The following is a 17052-nucleotide window of genomic DNA, read 5'->3' as shown; positions in this document are numbered from 1 at the left end:
GTTCATGAGCAGAGGAGTAAGTGACATGGCATCATTCAGAGTGCAAGGTAATCAATTTCTTTATGAGGATAAACCGATAACGATTTTGTCGGGGGCGATTCATTATTTCCGTGTTATTCCGGAGTATTGGAAGGATCGATTGCTTAAGCTGAAAGCCTGCGGTTTTAATACAGTTGAAACGTATGTCGCATGGAATATGCACGAGCCGCAGGAAGGTAAGTTCTGTTTCACGGGAATGGCGGATATTGTAGCGTTTATCGAGATAGCAGCAGAGCTGGAATTGCTTGTCATTGTACGTCCAAGCCCTTACATTTGTGCGGAGTGGGAGTTCGGCGGCATGCCGGCTTGGCTGCTTGCTGAGGATGAAATGCGCTTGCGCTGCTATGACGAGTTATTTTTATCAAAAGTAGATGCTTATTATGATGTGCTGCTGCCGATGCTGAAGCCTTTGTTATGTACAAACGGCGGTCCAATTATTGCAATGCAAATTGAGAATGAGTACGGCAGCTATGGCAATGATCTAAAGTATCTTGAGCATATCAAGGAAAGCATGATTTCGCGCGGAATGGACGTTCTGCTGTTTACCTCAGATGGCCCGGAAGATTTTATGCTGCAGGGCGGGATGATTCCTGGTGTTCTTGAAACCGTAAACTTTGGTTCGAGAACAGAGGAAGCTTTTAACAGCTTAAAGCAAGTCCAGCCGGACAAGCCGCTCATGTGCATGGAGTATTGGAATGGTTGGTTCGATCACTGGAACAAGCCGCATCATACGCGGGATGCACAGGAAGCGGTGCAAGTGTTTGAGGATATGCTGAATGCTGGCGGATCGGTTAACTTCTATATGTTCCATGGAGGTACGAATTTCGGATTCTATAATGGGGCCAACAACCACGGGAAATATGAGCCGACGGTAACGAGCTACGACTATGATAGTCCACTAACGGAGTGGGGGGATATTACGGAGAAATACGTCCTGTTAAGGGAGCTTATCGCAAAGCATTTTGGCACGGTGTTAATGCCGCTTCCGGAGCCTGTTCGCAAAATGGCATATGGCGCTGTTCAGATGAAGCCGGTTGCGCCGCTGTTCGATGTGCTGCCGCTGCTGTCGACACCGGTGCAGCGCACTTGCCCTGAACCGATGGAGAAGCTCGGACAGGATTATGGATTTATTTTATATACAACAAAGGTTTCGGGCCCAAGACTACATTGTTCACTTGTCTTGCAGGAGGTTCACGATCGCGCGCTCGTATTTTTAGATGGAGAGTATAAGGGTGTTATAGAGCGCTGGGACCCACAGCCAATCGAGTTCGATGTGCCGGAGGGCGGGGCAGAGCTTCGTATTCTAGTCGAGAATATGGGCAGAACCAACTATGGACCGTATTTGCGAGATTATAAAGGGATTACTGAAGGGGTGAGATTAGGCTTCCAATTTCTATTTGATTGGACGATTCATTCGCTGCCGCTTCATAATCTTGCTCAACTTGAGCAAGCGCCTGCTGCTGAAGAGCGAGTACAAGACATAAATGGACCAACCTTCTACCAAGGCTCCTTCCACATTGAGCAGGAGTCGGATATTGCAGATACCTTCCTGGCACTTGAAGGCTGGACCAAAGGAATTGTATTCGTAAATGGCTTTAACCTCGGACGTTACTGGGAAGCAGGGCCGCAGAAGACGCTTTATGTTCCAGGTCCGCTGCTTCGTACCGGTGCAAATGAAATTGTAGTGTTCGAGCTGCATGGAGCGAAGGAGCTGCAGGTGACGCTTCAAGATACACCTGATTTGGGGTAGTGCAAAGTATTGCAAAGTAATACCATCATGAACTGGAGATTGGAGAGGTTTCATTCATGAAGATCAGGAAGAGGTCTATTTCAATTGTAGTGGTATGCTGTATGGCATTTCAGCTTTTGTTTGCGGGGCTGCCTATGCTTGGCGATCAAGCGGTTGCGAGTCCGAATATAATGGTCAATTTGATTGCTAATGGCGGCTTTGAGGAAGGCGACTTAATTCCGGATAAAGGTTGGCAGGATGGAGGAAGACCAACGGGCTGGGGCGTATGGCGCGCAATGGAAGGCAATCAGAATGTATCCGTTACGGAGGCTGTCTATCACACGGGAGCACGATCAGTGCAAGTGAAGCACGATAAGCTTGCTAGAACAGACGTCGTTCCTGATCCGCTTGTTCCGATTACACCAGGGCAGACCTATAAGCTGCAGGCTTGGATGAAGACGAATCAAGTGCTGCCGGAAAATGTGAGTAAAGGCGTATATATTCGTACGCAGTATTGCGGTGCTGACGGGAAAAAGATTGAAGACGGTCCTTATCTTCCTTATGTAAGAGGGACAACGGATTGGACCTCTTATGAACTGCTGCTGCAGGTTCCAGATAAGCCGCAAATTGCTAGCTTTAAGGTTGAAATATTTTTTGAGACGGGTACAGGAACTCTATGGATTGACGATGTAACGCTCACTCCATTCAAAGATATTACGTCCATCGCGCTTAGCCCACAAAACGTAAACATGGATAAGGAGCAAAAAGTCCAGCTGATTCCTACTGTGGTACCTGCGAATGCACCGATGAATGAACTGATTTGGAGCTCCTCCAATTCGCTAGTAGCAACGGTTCAAAATGGCGAAGTAACGGCTCATGATTACGGTACGGCGGTGATTACAGCTGCGACGAGCGATCGTAGAGTATCCGCACAAAGCTTCGTTACGGTAGAATCGGAAGCACAGAAAAAAGCGTATGAAACGCTTCGCAAAAAATGGGCGGCAAAGCTGGTTGGCGGAGAAGGGATCGATATGAATGATCCTGAGCTTGCTGCAAATGTTGAAGCCTTAGTAAACCGAATGACGAATAAAGAAGGTACCGGAAGATGGGACAAGCTGAATAAAGCTGCTGATGCGGAGGCATTATGGGAAGACGTCATCAGCAAAACTCAAAATGATTCGTGGCGCATTTCCTGGGCGTACGGCATTATTCGAGATCTCTCGTTGGCTTATTCGATGAAAGGCTCCTCTCTTTTTCAAAATGAAGACTTGAAAAACGATATTATTCAGGCGATGGAATGGATGCTGAAGTATCAATACAATTCCAGCAAGAAGATTACAGGAAACTGGTGGGATTGGGAGATCGGAACACCGCAGGAAATTATGAATATCCTGTCGCTCATGTATGATGCAATGCCGCCAGCTTTGATTGCGAAATATATTGAAGCGATTGATAAGTTCGTGCCCGACCCAAAGAAACGTGTAGCGAACTCAGCGACGATTGAAACAGGAGCAAACCTGCTTGATAAAGCACTCGTTGTGACGCTGCGTGGCATTGTAGGTCAACATGCCGCTAAAGTCATGCAGGGACGCGATTCGATTGCGGATGAGTTCTTGTATGTGAAGAAGGGGGATGGGCTTTATGAGGATGGTTCCCTCGTTCAACATACAAGCATAGCGTATACCGGCGGTTATGGTGCGGTATTGCTCGGACGTATGGCAGATTTATTTTATATTTTTGCAGATTCAGAGTGGGTGATTTCAGACCCGAGTGCAAGCAATGTTTATAACTGGGTAAAAGATTCTTTTGAACCGCTTTTATATAAAGGTGCGATTCTGGATTCAGTTAAAGGTAGAAGCATTTCTCGTGCGGCCGACTCTGATCATATTACAGGTCGCTCCATTATCATGACATTGCTGCGACTGGCTCAGTCCGCCCCGCCTGCCATAGCAGAGGAAACCAAAAGTATGGTGAAGGAATGGGTACGTTCTGACACGACATTTGAAAACTATTACGATGGATTGCCATTATATGAGCTTCATTTATTAAAGCAATTAATGCAGGATGACAGCGTTGCTCCTCGCGGCGAGCTGGTGCATACGCAAATGTTCGCAGGTATGGATCGTGCGGTTCAGCTTCGTCCTTACTTCGGGCTATCTATCAGTATGTTCTCGGATCGCATTGCAGCGTTTGAATATGGCAATGGCGAGAATAAAAAGGGCTGGTACACCGGAATCGGAATGACAAATGTGTACAATAGCGACTTAAAGCAGTTTAGTGATCATTATTGGCCAACGATTGATAGCTATAGGCTGCCCGGAACAACAACGGATCGTTCTTACAGAGAGCCCGCAGAATGGGGCAATTATATGAATGGAAAGGACTGGGTTGGCGGCTCAGTAATCGATGATTACTATGGGGCTGTAGGTATGGAATTCTCGCTTGCAGGCAGTACAGGGAGCTCCTTGCAAGGAAAAAAATCATGGTTCTTGTTCGATGATGAAATGGTTGCAATAGGCTCTGATATTGTTAACAACACGGCGAGCATGACTGAAACGATCGTTGAGAACCGTCAGCTAACCGAAGCGGGTACCAATAAGCTTATTGTGAACGGTCATGAAATGCCAACAAGCTTAGGCTGGCAGGAGCAAATGACGGATGTGAAATGGGCTCATATGGAGGGCAATGCGGCCGGTTCTGATATTGGATACGTATTCCCTTCGGGTGAAAAAGTGACAGGCAAACGTGAAGCGCGCGAGGGAGCTTGGAGCGAAATTAATAAGGGCGGCCCAGCGGATGTAGTGAAGCGCAATTATTTAAGCCTTGCCATTGAGCATGGCATATTGCCGACAGCTGGCACTTATGAATATGTGCTGCTCCCGGGCAAGACGCCGGAGCAAACGGCGGCATATGAAGCGAATCCAGACATCCAAGTACTGGCTAAAACGGAGAAGGTTCATGCTGTAAAAGAAACGAAGCGGCAGGTTACAGGTTTGAATTTCTGGGAGGCGTCTGCTTTCCAGTATGTAAAGACCGATAAACCTATTTCCATGATGATGAAGGAAAAAGGCAGTGAGCTTACCCTTGCGATTGCTGAACCTACACAGAAGCAGGGCATGGTAACGGTTGACCTCGGTAAAATAGGATTGCAGATCATTGCACAAGATCCGAGCATTCAAGTCGTACAAACTTTCCCGTATACTCGCTTGGCAATCCATACGCAAGGAGCAGCAGGAAAAGTCCATACGATTACGTTGAAGGTTGATCCGAGCCAAACGATCGATATGGAAGCCATGCAGCCGGAAGAAGGTAAAACCTTTAAAATTCCGGTGATGGAGGATACCTTCGTTCGTAGTGGAGCAAATCATGCCAATGTGAATAATGGCTCCAAAGATTATGTTGAAGTGCGTGAATATGGCGAGGGATTTACACAACGATCCTTCATGAAGTTTGACCTCGGCAGTATCTCTGGTGATATGGAGTCTGTAAAGCTGAAGGTCTACGGAAAAATAAATGATGGCGATGCCAAATACGACTCGAACATAATCGGTGTTCACCGCGTTGAGGACGATTCTTGGAAAGAGACCGAGATGGTATGGGGCAATCAACCGGCTTATGGTGATGCCATCTCCACAATTGCTTTCAAAAAGGTTGATAAATGGCGTGAATACGAGCTGGCAGATACCGTAAAAGCGGAGCTGCTGCGTGATCAGCGTTTAAGTTTAGCATTGATCGAGCAGTCAGGCGTGAAAGGCTTGAATACACAGATCAAGAGTAAAGAAAACGCTGCGTTTGCGCCATATTTGGAAGTGAAGATGAAGGCATCAGAGGGTGCAAAGGTGACGGAGATCACTGTTACACCACCGGAAGCAACGCTAAAGCAGGGTAAGCAAGTGAAGCTTGAAGCGGCTGTGAAACCAGACCATGCAAAAAACAAACAAATCGTTTGGACGATGAGCGATGAGCATCGTGCCTTAGCAACGATGCAAGTTAATAATGGACAAGCCGTTGTTACAGGCGTGCTGCCCGGCAAGGTGGAGATTATTGCAGCTTCTGTCGATGGAGGGTATCAAGCGACGGCGACTATTGTAATTGAGGCGGCGGAAGTAAAACCAGATCCGGAGCCAACGCCGAAGCCTGATCCAACGCCAACACCAACACCGACTCCTGATCCAACGCCGAGCCCGGCACCTGGAGGTTCAGGTTCAAATGAGATAACGATAAAAGAACGGGTTCAAGGCATGCTTGGCAGTGAATTAAAAATGGTCAGTACAGACGAGCAATTGGCGGCTGGGCAGATTTTAGTTTCAATACCGAATGGAGCCCAGAGCGTTCAGCTCTCCTCCGCTGCCATTTCGAAGCTGCTGGAGTGGAACCGTGAAGCTATGCTAATTGTGAGCGGGTCCAATATGTTTATTACTTTTCCACTAAAGCAGATGGCTAATCTTCAAGAGGCAAATGGTGTGCGAGTCGGAATGGAGCCTATTGCTGAAGACGCAGTTACAACGATTACAGACCATGCCAAAAAATTAGGTGCTTCACTCGTTCATATCGCAGACCAAGTTGTAGTGGAGGCGGACTCCTTGCAGCGAATGTACGGCAGCTTGATTAATGCTGGAAAGCTGGAAATGAAATGGACGATAGAAACGAAAGCAAATCCGGCTCATTTGGCGGGGCTGCGTTATGACGAGGAGCGCAAAGCGCTTGTTCCAGTTCCAATGAAGCTAAAAGCGGCTGGGAGCGGTGTAGAAGCAATCTTTGACGGCCTGCCAGACGAAACCTACCTGTTGGTTGAAGCGAACAAGACGTTTGCGGATCTTGGGAAGCACTGGGTCAAGGATGATGCACAATACTTGGCATCTAAGTTTATTATGCAAGGAAGAAATGCAGATACCTTCGCGCCTCAGGTGGAAATTACTCGCGCAGAGATGGCTGCTATAATCGCTCGTATGCTGGATCTTGGTGTGAAAGGTTCAGATCTAACGTACACCGATGCAAGCGGCATGCAGGGCAGTTGGTACGAGAATGATATTATTCGAGTGCATGAGGCGGGACTGATGAACGGTTATGCAGACGGCTCGTTTAAGCCAGAGCAAACCATTACGCGCCAAGAATTGGCGGTGCTGATTGCTCGCGTCATGAGTAAGATTCAACCAGACTGGATGACGGGGGCAGATTCTGCTCAGCTTAATATGTTTACGGATTCCCAAAATATTGCGCCATGGAGTGTAAAGGAAGCAGCAGCAGCGGTAAATAATAGATTGCTGCAAGGGGACAAGCAGCAAAGGTTTAACCCTGCGGCTTTAGCGACTCGTGCGGAAGCAGCCGCTATCGTGAAGAGAATGCTGGATCAGATAAATCGATAGCTGAGAGGATGGAAGGACATGTGGAAATCGGCAATTGAAGATGCAATGGAGAAGACAAAAAAGAACATCCAGCGTTTTGGGGTTCGCTTCCCGCATGTCAGTGTCAACGGCAAGTATGAACGCAATGACAATGAAGATTGGACAAACGGATTTTGGAGTGGAATGCTGTGGTTATGCTACGAATATTCCGGAGATGAAGCTTACCGTGATGCTGCTCGGCTCACGGTAAAGAGCTTCAAGCATCGTATGGAAAAGCATATTGTGCTCGATCATCATGACATCGGTTTCTTATACACCTTATCCTCGCAAGCACAGTGGATTTTGGAGCGGGATGAGGAAGCAAGAGAGCTGACATTACAGGCGGCAGATGTGCTTTTGCGCCGCTTTAGAGAGAAAGGGCAATACATTCAGGCTTGGGGACTGGCTGGAGACGAGAAGCATGGCGGGCGCATGATTATTGATTGCCTCTTGAATCTTCCATTGTTATTTTGGGCTTATCAACAAACGGGTGATAAGCGTTATTATAAGGTTGCTGTTAAGCAGGCAGATCAAAGCCGCCGCTACCTTGTGCGAGGTGACGACAGCTCCTATCATACCTTCGTTTTTAATGAAGAAACCGGTGAGGCGCTCGGCGGCGCAACACATCAAGGATACACGAACGGATCGACATGGTCCCGCGGTCAAGCATGGGGTATTTATGGCTTTGCACTTGCCTATCGCTACACCGGGAATAAGGCGTATTTGGATACAGCGAAACGGATGGCAGCCTATTTCCTCTCAAAGCTGCCAGAGGATGATGTAGCTTACTGGGACTTTGATGTTCAGGTCGAGGAAGGGACGTTCCGTGACAGCTCTGCCTCTGCGATTACAGCCGCGGGCTTGCTGGAATTAATGAGCCATCTGGACGATAACGATCCAGATCGCGCAGAATTTGAACGGAAGCTGATTTTGTCGATGACCTCACTTGTTCGTCATTACTCCACGATGGGAGAAGAGGCAGAAGGGTTATTAAAGCATGGCTCTTATTATGTAAGAGGCAATACAGCGCCGGATGATTTTATGATCTGGGGGGACTACTTTTACCTTGAGGCACTTATGCGGATGGAAAAAGGAATAAAAGGTTACTGGTACGAGTAAATGGAGTAAGAGAGCAGGCTCTATTTTAAAATTGTAGTGAGTCCCTTTCTATTTTTGGATGGGCAGGTTTAATGATTATTATTTTTGGCATGATTCGCATAGGCGGGTTTAAGCGGAATCGGGCATTAATAGGCACGCTTGGATAGTTGCAGAATTACACGAATAAAAGTAGGATATGGAAGGTGAATAACTATGAATAAAGGGAAAATTTCCGTTAAGCTGGAGCAGAATAACAGCTATTTTCCGATTGCAGTTGAAGAAGAGTACGACTGGCTTGCGATTCGCTTTACGTATGAGAAGAAAAATTCATGGGGAAGATTGCATTTATTCGATGCGGAGAACAATATTCGCTTCTGCTTCCTAGATGGTGGAAACGAGCGGCTGATCGTCGTTCATAAACAGGTAGAATTTACGAGTCCCATAGCGATGCCGGGTTCCATTGTTCAAGGCGTATGGACGCTTGAGGTTTCAAATGAAGAGGGCAGAATGTTCGAAGCAGAATGGGAGTTCGGACATGGCGCTCTGCCGGCGGAATATGAATCGACACAGATGCAGGGCGAGCATGAATATTGGAGCACTGGAAATTTGAATGCTGGCGTCACGATGGACAACTACGATTGGGCGAAGGTGTGGAAGACGGGGGGCCGCTATTACAAAGGTGATTTCCACACACATACCATATTGTCCGATGGCAAAATGACGCAGCTTATGAACCGTGAGCAAACGGCAAAGCAGGGTCTGGATTTCTTTGTAGCGACGGATCACAATGTACTGTCTACATCATGGGCGAAAGGAGATGCACTTGTCATTCCCGGCGTGGAGGTCACAGCTGGTGACGGGCATTGGAATGCACTTGGTCTAAGGAAATGGATCGATTGGAGAGCGACTGCACAAGACGGCGGCTTGACGACGCAGCAGGGAATGGACCGATTGATGAAGGAAGCAGCGGAGCTCGGAGCGGTCTGCTCCATAAATCATCCGATGCTGGCACCTTGGGCATGGCTATATGGGGAGACGCAGCTAAAGGGATTACACTCCATGGAAATATGGAATGATCCGACCTTTTCTCCGAACACTGTCGCTACAGAGAAGGCATTGCAGCTATGGACGGCAAGCTGGAATGAAGGATATCGGATTACGGGAATTGGCGGTTCTGACTCACATATGCTGCCTACAGATAAATATGAAGATAGCCCCATTCCTTCTTTAATTGGCGACCCTTCCACGTATGTGTGGTGTAATGATTTGAGTGCAGACAACGTATTAGAAGGCGTAAAAAATGGGCATGTTTATGTGTCGCGCGGACCCGTGATTGAAGCGTCGATTCAAGTCAGCGGCCACGATTACCGATTCGGCTGTAATTTGTCTGATGCGTTTAGTTTGGGGAAAAGCGAGGCTGCATCCCATGAAGTAAACTGTACATTAAGTGTAGCGAGTGATGTGTTCGCTCGAGTAACCTTAATTCACAACGGTATTGCTGAATCCGTGAAGGAAGTTTCTGCGGCGGCTGCGGGAGAAGCGCCAGCGGCGCTGGAATGGAATATACCTTGGGAAGAAGGCGCATATAACTGGTATCGCTTTGATATTCGCGATGAAGCGGGAATGCTGCTCGCCTTTACGAACCCATTCTATTACGGTTCTAAGGAGCCACAGATTACAACTTACAATGAGCTCTTGGCAAGCGCTAATTTGACACAAGAGGGTTAAGGCAGCCTTTCGTAAACGCTGGCACTTATACATTTCATAATAAACAAGCCCGTGACAGCGATGTTTGTAGACATCGTCGTTTCACGGGCTTTAAGTCTAATGATTCGTTCACATCACTTAAAAAGGGTTCAAAACATGGAAAAAAACGTTTGGCGATGCCATCCGATAATAATAGCTGCACCAGCCTACTCCTTTGTGGTTGAAGCGGTTTACTGTGCTGTACACCAACCGTTCCTGTTCCAGCTCTTCGATCCTCGCAATTCGTCCCTCCACATAGTCCATAATTCTAACGGACGCAGTATCCAAGCGACTAATAACTCCGCCATAACGAATGTCGATGACTTCCCAACCAAATGGCTTGAACATGCGCAGCCACTGCGAGCGATGTGCTATTCGAAGCTCACGTACTGCTTCTGCAATAGCGGTCAGCTCATTCATGGCTATGTGTCTCAGTTTATTATTATCCTTTGAATCATAAGCTTGCTTAAGTGTAATGCCGATTTCGCTCTTTAGCTTCAATACGGCGCACAGCTTCTCAGGCACCTCGAACAAATAATCAAGCGAAGCATCCTTATCGCGTTTATTATGAATTTGCAGCTCTAAGTTAGCATAGTGACTGTCCAGATCCAGCCCTTCAATTTGCTTGTCGAACATCCCGAGCAGCACATCTTGGTATAGTAGAAACTTTGAAGGGTTGCTTTGCTTGCTGTTGTTTGGCTCTGATCCTGGAATTTCGTCGAGATCCTTCAACTGCATGAAAGCTTCTGCTTCTATTCCAGTACAAAACTTAACTCGTTCCGCCAGCTGTTCTTGCGTTGGCTTTTGTTCGGAGTAAGCGTGCTCCGCATAAAGCTGCAGACCAAGCAACGCTGCGAATGGATTTCCCTCATTGCCGTCGTCGCCCCACATGGTCGCATATACTTCACGGATGCCTTGCTGTTTGCACACTTGCAGCGCAACATCTGAAGCGTTCAGCGATAAGCCGTAATTCACGCCGAATGTGTTGAAAATCCAAACGGCTCCTGCGAATACTAAATTACAGCCGAGCGGTCGATGATTAGCGATAACCCTCTCGTAATCCTCAGCTTCCAAATGTACATAATCCCAATACACCATATCGACATCTTTGGGAATGCGGCTTGCCATCTCCTCTGGAATGGAAGTATCTTTATCGTAATATTCATCGCCATTCCCGGAAGCGAGCTTCAGGAACATATCGCTCCACATCATCGGCTTCAAGCCACGGCTGCGAGCGACCTCGAGTACCTTCTCCAAATGTGAAGTCATAATACTAAAGCGGCTTTCGTAGCCATTCAAGTCCAAATACTTGCCGCGGCCAAGTTCCTCTGCTTCATCCATTCCGATATGAAGCTTGCGACTGCGGAATGGCGAGCTGGCAGCATCAATCATTTTTTCGATTAGCTTATCTGTCCGTTCGTCACCGACGAGCAAGGCGCCTTTTGTATCGCGGTAATGCTTGATCGGCTCCCATTTTAGAAATTCCTCCAGATGCGCGAGTGTTTGTATGCTTGGGAAAGCTTCGATACCGAATTGGTCGGCATAATCGTCAATTTCCTTCAGCTCCGCATGCGTATAACGGCCCCGCATGTAGCCAAAATACGGTTCGCCTTCAATTTCGTATGTATCCTCCATGTACAGCATGACCGTGTTCATTCCCATTAAAGCCATCTTATTCAGCATGGATTTAAAGCCGTCTAAAGTAAGCACCGCGTTGCGGGAAAGATCAAACATAGGTCCGATTTGATCGAACTGCTGCTTCTCACGGATATGGAATGTGCTGCTCTTGCGGCTATGTTGAATGAGCAAGCCAAGTCCGCGGAAAAATTGATGTTTTTGTCCATAACGAATATAAGCCTTGTCCTGTTCAAGGCAAACTTCCAGTTCACCTTCGGATGGTTCGATATGAACGGGCAGCCCGTCCTCTTGCAAGTCAATTCCCAGCTCTTTTATGAGCAGCTGTACACCAAGCATTAGCTCCTCATAATGCCCCTCGAAACGTAGCTTCATATGATCTTCCTCCAGCATTTCGGATTTTGTGAAGATGATAACCACATATAGTTTAATGCTATTCCAACCATTTGATGAAAGCAATAAGGACTTCATTCGCACATTTGAGGTGCATCACGCTTTTATATGTTATGAACGATCTTTCAGAAGCAAGCCGTTTAACACGAGGGATAGACTCTGCAAAGCCTTACTCAAGCCATCCTCGGCGTTTTCGGCGTTGGCCAGCCAAAACGCAGTATTAATTAGCGCTCCATTTAATAACCGCGCTAAAGCTTCGTGATCTGTCGTCTTTATAACTTGATCTATCATTAAACGATGAAGCATATCAGCCATCGTTGCGAGACATTGGGACTGAGATGATTGCGAATAAGCATTTCCGAGAGCCGAGGGTGCATCTCTAAGAACGATTCGCTGAATTTCCGGCTCAAGCGCCATGGAAAGATATGCGTGGCAGCGACCGACGAACCCTTCCCAATTTCCTTCGGCTGTATCTGAAATTTCGGCTAATCTGCTATCCATATCAGCATCTATTTCGTTGACAACTGCTTCTAATAACCCTTTTTTGTCGCCAAAATGATGATATAACGCACCGCGCGTTAACCCCGCTGAAGCTGTAAGCTCATCCATCGATGTGTTTGCATACCCAATCGTGCCAAATGCTTCTCTAGCGGCATTCACTAGTTTGATTCGAGTTTCTGCAATCATTTCTGATCTCGTTTTGCGAGCCATGTTTCCTCCTGCTTGCATTCTTTTTTTAGTCATTGACATACGCGCCGTATGTATTTATATTATTCACATACATGTCGTATGTCAAATCATATTTCGACTCCCAAATCAAACAGAGTCTTAATAAAAAGTTTTTCATATGAGGGGAGAAAAGGAATGAACAGTGTAGTACGAATCGTTTACTGCTTGGAGGTGCATCATGGCTAATTCGTACCGCGAGATATTTAAAGCTGCCGGAGCAAAAGGGTTTTCAGCTGCAGGTTTTGTTGCTCGTATGCCTATATCGATGATGGGCATTGGCATCGTGACCATGTTGTCGCAGCTGCGCGGCGAATACTGGCTAGCAGGTGCTGTAGCAGCTACCTTTGCTTTATCAACGGCTTTAATGGCTCCACAAATTTCCCGTATGGTAGATCGGTTGGGTCAATCCCGTATCCTGCTCCCATTTACAGGGATTAGTGTAGTATCTATCGTTTTCTTGCTGCTATGCACAAGATATGAAGCGCCGGATTGGACGCTATTCCTGTTTGCCTTAATTGCAGGCTGCATGCCTAGTATGCCGGCAATGGTTCGTGCACGCTGGGCTGAGCTGTACCGGGGCTCCCCGAAGCTTCAAACGGCGTTTGCTTTTGAATCTGTGATGGATGAGCTTTGCTTTATCATTGGCCCAATCATTTCGGTCGGTTTAAGCGTTATGCTGTTTCCCGAAGCGGGTCCGCTGCTAGCCATCGTTTTTTTAGCCATAGGGGTTATCCTGTTTACGATGCAAAAGAGTACAGAACCTGCTGTCCGTCCTCTGCATACAGATCATAAAGGATCGGTTATTATGATTGGATCATTGCGGGTATTGGTGTTTGCGCTCATTGCGTTAGGCACTATTTTTGGCACCGTGGATATTGTTAGTGTAGCTTTTGCAGAAAATCAAGGAAATACTGCAGCTGCCAGCATTGTGCTTTCCGTTTATGCTTTAGGCTCGTGCTTAGCTGGCTTGGTTTATGGTGCACTTAGGATGAGAACTCCACTTTATCGCCAGTTTTTGTGGGCTGCCGCGGTCACCATGGCAACGATGCTTCCGCTATTATTTGTAGATAATATAACGAAGCTAGCAGTAGCTGTATTTTTCGCTGGGATATCGGTAGCTCCTACTATTATTGTTACGATGGGCTTGGTGGAGAAAATTGTGCCCGAATCCAAAGTGACGGAAGGAATGACTTGGGCAATTACAGGCATGGGAATCGGGGTTGCTTTAGGATCATCCGTTGCCGGCTGGGTGGTGGATCACTTTGGTGCGCGAACGGGATTCGCGGTAGCAATAGCAGCAGGAATTCTCGCTCTGATTATTGTGGCTCTTGGTTATAAATCGCTGATGACAGCATATAATTACGCAGTAAGGAGCTCTGAGCAATAAGTGTTTATATGCTTAGAGCTATAGTATGAATACTAACCCACGACCAAATAAGGTTGTGGGCTTTTGTTTGTACTGTAATAAAGACAGCCTGGCAGTAATAAACAGTTATAGTCATTTTCCATCTTTACCCATATGGAGATATGTGAGTAAATAGGTTGGTAACGAAAGGGGGAACAATATGACCTTTATGAATAAGCTTCCTAAAGCGATAGAAGCACAACTTAGAGAGAAAACGCTGTTTCATGCCGTATCAGATTTAATGAATGATGGTCAGTTTGGGGAAGAATGGCTGGTCCTGACTGAAAAGGAAGTATCGGTGTGGCGTTCGGATGGGATGATGGTGACTAAACTCGCATTTTCGGATATTACAGATGCCCGGGCTGTTGGCGGAGTAGGCGGCGGCTCATTGCTAGCGGATACCAAGAACGGTCCGATTATCCTTATACGCTACACAGCATCGCTTACTTCTATATTTGGATACGCATCTAAATTAATGGGTGCAGTGGCAAAAGGCGAAGAGCGGCCAACGGTTTCTGAGAAAGAATTCCCGAGAAACTGTCCAAAATGCCGCAATCCGCTGCCGGACGATTCTCAAGCTTGCCCCGTTTGTAAAAACAACGGCAAGGTTCTGTTTCGAATGCTGAGCTACGCGAAGCCTTACAAGCTGCAAATGGTTGCGGCAGCGATTATGTTGATTTTCACAACATTGGTTGAGCTTATCCCGCCATTTTTGACCAAAATGATTGTGGATGATGTACTGACTCCAAAGGATATGGGCTCCACGCTTTTGTGGATTGTTATCGGCCTTGCAGCGACCTCACTGGTAGTCACTCTCATGCAGACCGTGCGCGGTATTATTGGCGTGTGGATCGGTTCCAAATTAATGGGCGATCTTCGGCACGATGTCTATAATGCCTTGATGAGATTGTCGTTATCCTTCTTTGACCGAAGGCAATCCTCGCAGTTCATTGGACGGGTAAACAATGATTCAGAGGCGATGCGGCAATTCATGACCGATGGTGTCATATGGGTCTCTGGTGAGTCGCTGCGTGTCATTGCGATTTTCATCATCATGTTTAGCTTTGATTGGAAATTAACGCTGCTCGCCATGCTGCCTATGCCGCTTATGATTATTTTGTCCAGTGTATTATGGCCGATGATCGGTCGGCGGTGGTATCAACAGTGGAGGTCTATTTTCAGATTAAATGCTTTAGTTGGCGATTCTTTGCAAGGTATTCGTGTGGTTAAGGCATTTGGTCAGGAAAAGACGGAAATGTCACGTTATACGGCAGCGAATAAGGAGCTTGTTCGGCATAATATTCGAATTGAAGGTCTGTGGCAGGGCATGTTCCCCGTCTTCGCTTTAGTCGCTGGAGCGGGTACCTTATTGATTTGGTATTTTGGCGGCAAAACCGTGCTTCAGGGCAATCTATCTATCGGTACCTTGATCGCTCTAGTTACCTATTTGGGCATGCTTCTTGGACCATTGCAGTGGGTAAGCCAAATGATCAACTGGGCAACGCATGCGATTTCGGCAGCCGACCGCGTATTTGAAATTATGGATACCCCGTCTGATGTGCCCGATACTGTAAACCCAGCACAGATTGGCCGCGTAAAAGGCGAGGTTGAATTCAAAAAGGTGACTTATGGATACGAAAAGCATCACCCTGTGCTCAAAAGCGTAGACTTAAAGGTAGCTGCAGGCGAGATGATCGGATTAGTCGGACATTCCGGTGCCGGAAAATCGACGTTTATTAACATGATTTGCCGATTTTATGATTCGGATGAGGGTACGATTACGATCGACGGCACGAACATCCGCAATATTAGCCAGAACGACCTGCGCAAGCAGATTGGCGTCGTGCTGCAGGAGACGTTTCTGTTTGACGGGACGATAGCAGAAAATATTGCCTACTCTAAACCGGACGCTACAGAGCTGGAAATTATGCGCGCAGCCAAAATCGCTAATGCACATGATTTCATCGTTCAGCTGCCGGATGGCTACGACACGAGAGTTGGTGAACGCGGCCACAAGCTGTCTGGTGGAGAAAAGCAGCGGGTATCTATTGCTCGCGCCATTATTCATGATCCGCGAATTCTAATTCTGGACGAAGCAACAGCCTCCGTAGATACGGTGACGGAGCGTCAAATTCAAGAAGCGATATCGCGTCTGGTTAAAGGAAGAACAACATTCGCGATTGCCCATCGATTGTCGACTTTGCGCAATGCAGACCGGCTTGTCGTGCTGGATCACGGCAAAATTGTTGAAGTAGGAACACATGAGGAGCTGCTGGCTTCCGAGGGTGCATACTACAAGCTGGTTGAGGCGCAAAAGGAAATGTCCAAGATCAAGGGGGTTGAAAATGCATGATTGATTCCAATGACATTGGTGTTGAAATAAACACAAAGGACCCTTTTGAGATTAATCTATTGGAACCCAATGCGGTCTCATTTTCCCGCAGCCAAGGCGGCGTTTTTCAAGGTGTATTAGAAGGAAAGGCCTATGAAGAAATCATACTCTTTCGTATATTTCCTTTCCAATACACGACCCAGTATATTTCCGTCCGCGATGCAAAGGGTGAAGAGATCGGCGTTATTCAGGATATTGAGCAGCTGGATAAAGAAAGCCGAACCGAAATGGATAAGGAGCTGAAGCTTCGGTATTTCCTTCCGCTTGTAACTCATATTGATTCCATTAAGCAAAAAGCCGACATGTGGATTTGGGAGCTGCAAACGAATTTGGGACCGACCCGCATCGTCATGCGGAACTTGCATGAGCATATGCAATACCCGAGTAATAATCGAATTATTCTGACCGACATCAACGGCAAAAGATGTGAAGTTCGTGATTGGAAGAGGTTAAACGGCCACAGTCGCGGTCAGTTGAAGGACGTCTTATAAGGCAATGAAAA

Annotated in this window: 9 protein-coding genes; 7 read left to right on the top strand and 2 right to left on the bottom strand. The window is 47.0% G+C overall.

Annotated elements, in window-relative coordinates; genetic code table 11:
* Positions 1–25 precede the first annotated feature (25 nt).
* From AB4Z17_RS01455 to AB4Z17_RS01440, 4 genes are all read left to right on the top strand, one after another.
* Positions 26–1789, top strand: coding sequence for a glycoside hydrolase family 35 protein (locus AB4Z17_RS01455; protein ID WP_441957694.1), 1764 nt, complete (start codon positions 26–28; stop codon positions 1787–1789).
* A 101-nt stretch (positions 1790–1890) separates the two neighbouring features.
* Entirely contained in the window at positions 1891–7134 is a 5244-nt protein-coding gene (locus AB4Z17_RS01450) for a polysaccharide lyase family 8 super-sandwich domain-containing protein (protein ID WP_441957692.1), read from the top strand.
* 18 nt (positions 7135–7152) lie between these two features.
* Entirely contained in the window at positions 7153–8271 is a 1119-nt protein-coding gene (locus tag AB4Z17_RS01445; protein WP_441957690.1) for a glycoside hydrolase family 88 protein, read from the top strand.
* A gap of 192 nt (positions 8272–8463) precedes the next feature.
* A complete protein-coding gene (locus tag AB4Z17_RS01440; RefSeq protein WP_441957689.1) occupies positions 8464–9978 on the top strand; it encodes a CehA/McbA family metallohydrolase in 1515 nt (504 codons plus the stop codon).
* Positions 9979–10095: 117 nt separating this feature from the next.
* Here AB4Z17_RS01440 and AB4Z17_RS01435 read toward each other — a convergent pair whose 3' ends face one another.
* Both AB4Z17_RS01435 and AB4Z17_RS01430 read right to left on the bottom strand, forming a co-directional pair.
* Positions 10096–12006 (bottom strand): beta-N-acetylhexosaminidase, encoded by a 1911-nt coding sequence (locus AB4Z17_RS01435; protein WP_441957687.1) that lies wholly within the window; start codon positions 12004–12006, stop codon positions 10096–10098.
* A 129-nt stretch (positions 12007–12135) separates the two neighbouring features.
* A complete protein-coding gene (locus tag AB4Z17_RS01430; protein ID WP_441957685.1) occupies positions 12136–12735 on the bottom strand; it encodes a TetR/AcrR family transcriptional regulator in 600 nt (199 codons plus the stop codon).
* A 196-nt stretch (positions 12736–12931) separates the two neighbouring features.
* Between AB4Z17_RS01430 and AB4Z17_RS01425 the strand changes: the two genes are divergently transcribed.
* From AB4Z17_RS01425 to AB4Z17_RS01415, 3 genes are all read left to right on the top strand, one after another.
* On the top strand, positions 12932–14140 hold the full coding sequence (locus AB4Z17_RS01425; protein WP_441957683.1) for an MFS transporter: 1209 nt from the start codon (positions 12932–12934) through the stop codon (positions 14138–14140).
* A gap of 178 nt (positions 14141–14318) precedes the next feature.
* Positions 14319–16511: an ABC transporter ATP-binding protein gene (locus AB4Z17_RS01420; protein ID WP_441957682.1), complete on the top strand. Its 2193-nt coding sequence runs from the start codon at positions 14319–14321 to the stop codon at positions 16509–16511.
* Complete coding sequence (locus tag AB4Z17_RS01415) at positions 16508–17041, top strand: DUF1854 domain-containing protein (protein ID WP_441912494.1); 534 nt, start codon at positions 16508–16510, stop codon at positions 17039–17041. The genes AB4Z17_RS01420 and AB4Z17_RS01415 overlap by 4 nt, the downstream gene beginning before the upstream one ends.
* Positions 17042–17052 lie beyond the last annotated feature (11 nt).

The organism is Paenibacillus sp. TAF43_2 (genome assembly GCF_052113545.1).
Lineage (GTDB): Bacteria > Bacillota > Bacilli > Paenibacillales > Paenibacillaceae > Pristimantibacillus.
This window is presented reverse-complemented; position numbering and strand designations above follow the sequence as displayed.

What these genes read in the sequence shown, in the direction of transcription:
- AB4Z17_RS01455 (WP_441957694.1), top strand. Translation starts at nt 26, where the DNA reads ATGGCATCATTCAGAGTGCAAGGTAATCAATTTCTTTATGAGGATAAA.
- AB4Z17_RS01450 (WP_441957692.1), top strand. Translation starts at nt 1,891, where the DNA reads ATGGCATTTCAGCTTTTGTTTGCGGGGCTGCCTATGCTTGGCGATCAA.
- AB4Z17_RS01445 (WP_441957690.1), top strand. Translation starts at nt 7,153, where the DNA reads ATGTGGAAATCGGCAATTGAAGATGCAATGGAGAAGACAAAAAAGAAC.
- AB4Z17_RS01440 (WP_441957689.1), top strand. Translation starts at nt 8,464, where the DNA reads ATGAATAAAGGGAAAATTTCCGTTAAGCTGGAGCAGAATAACAGCTAT.
- AB4Z17_RS01435 (WP_441957687.1), bottom strand. Translation starts at nt 12,006, where the DNA reads ATGAAGCTACGTTTCGAGGGGCATTATGAGGAGCTAATGCTTGGTGTA.
- AB4Z17_RS01430 (WP_441957685.1), bottom strand. Translation starts at nt 12,735, where the DNA reads ATGGCTCGCAAAACGAGATCAGAAATGATTGCAGAAACTCGAATCAAA.
- AB4Z17_RS01425 (WP_441957683.1), top strand. Translation starts at nt 12,932, where the DNA reads ATGGCTAATTCGTACCGCGAGATATTTAAAGCTGCCGGAGCAAAAGGG.
- AB4Z17_RS01420 (WP_441957682.1), top strand. Translation starts at nt 14,319, where the DNA reads ATGACCTTTATGAATAAGCTTCCTAAAGCGATAGAAGCACAACTTAGA.
- AB4Z17_RS01415 (WP_441912494.1), top strand. Translation starts at nt 16,508, where the DNA reads ATGATTGATTCCAATGACATTGGTGTTGAAATAAACACAAAGGACCCT.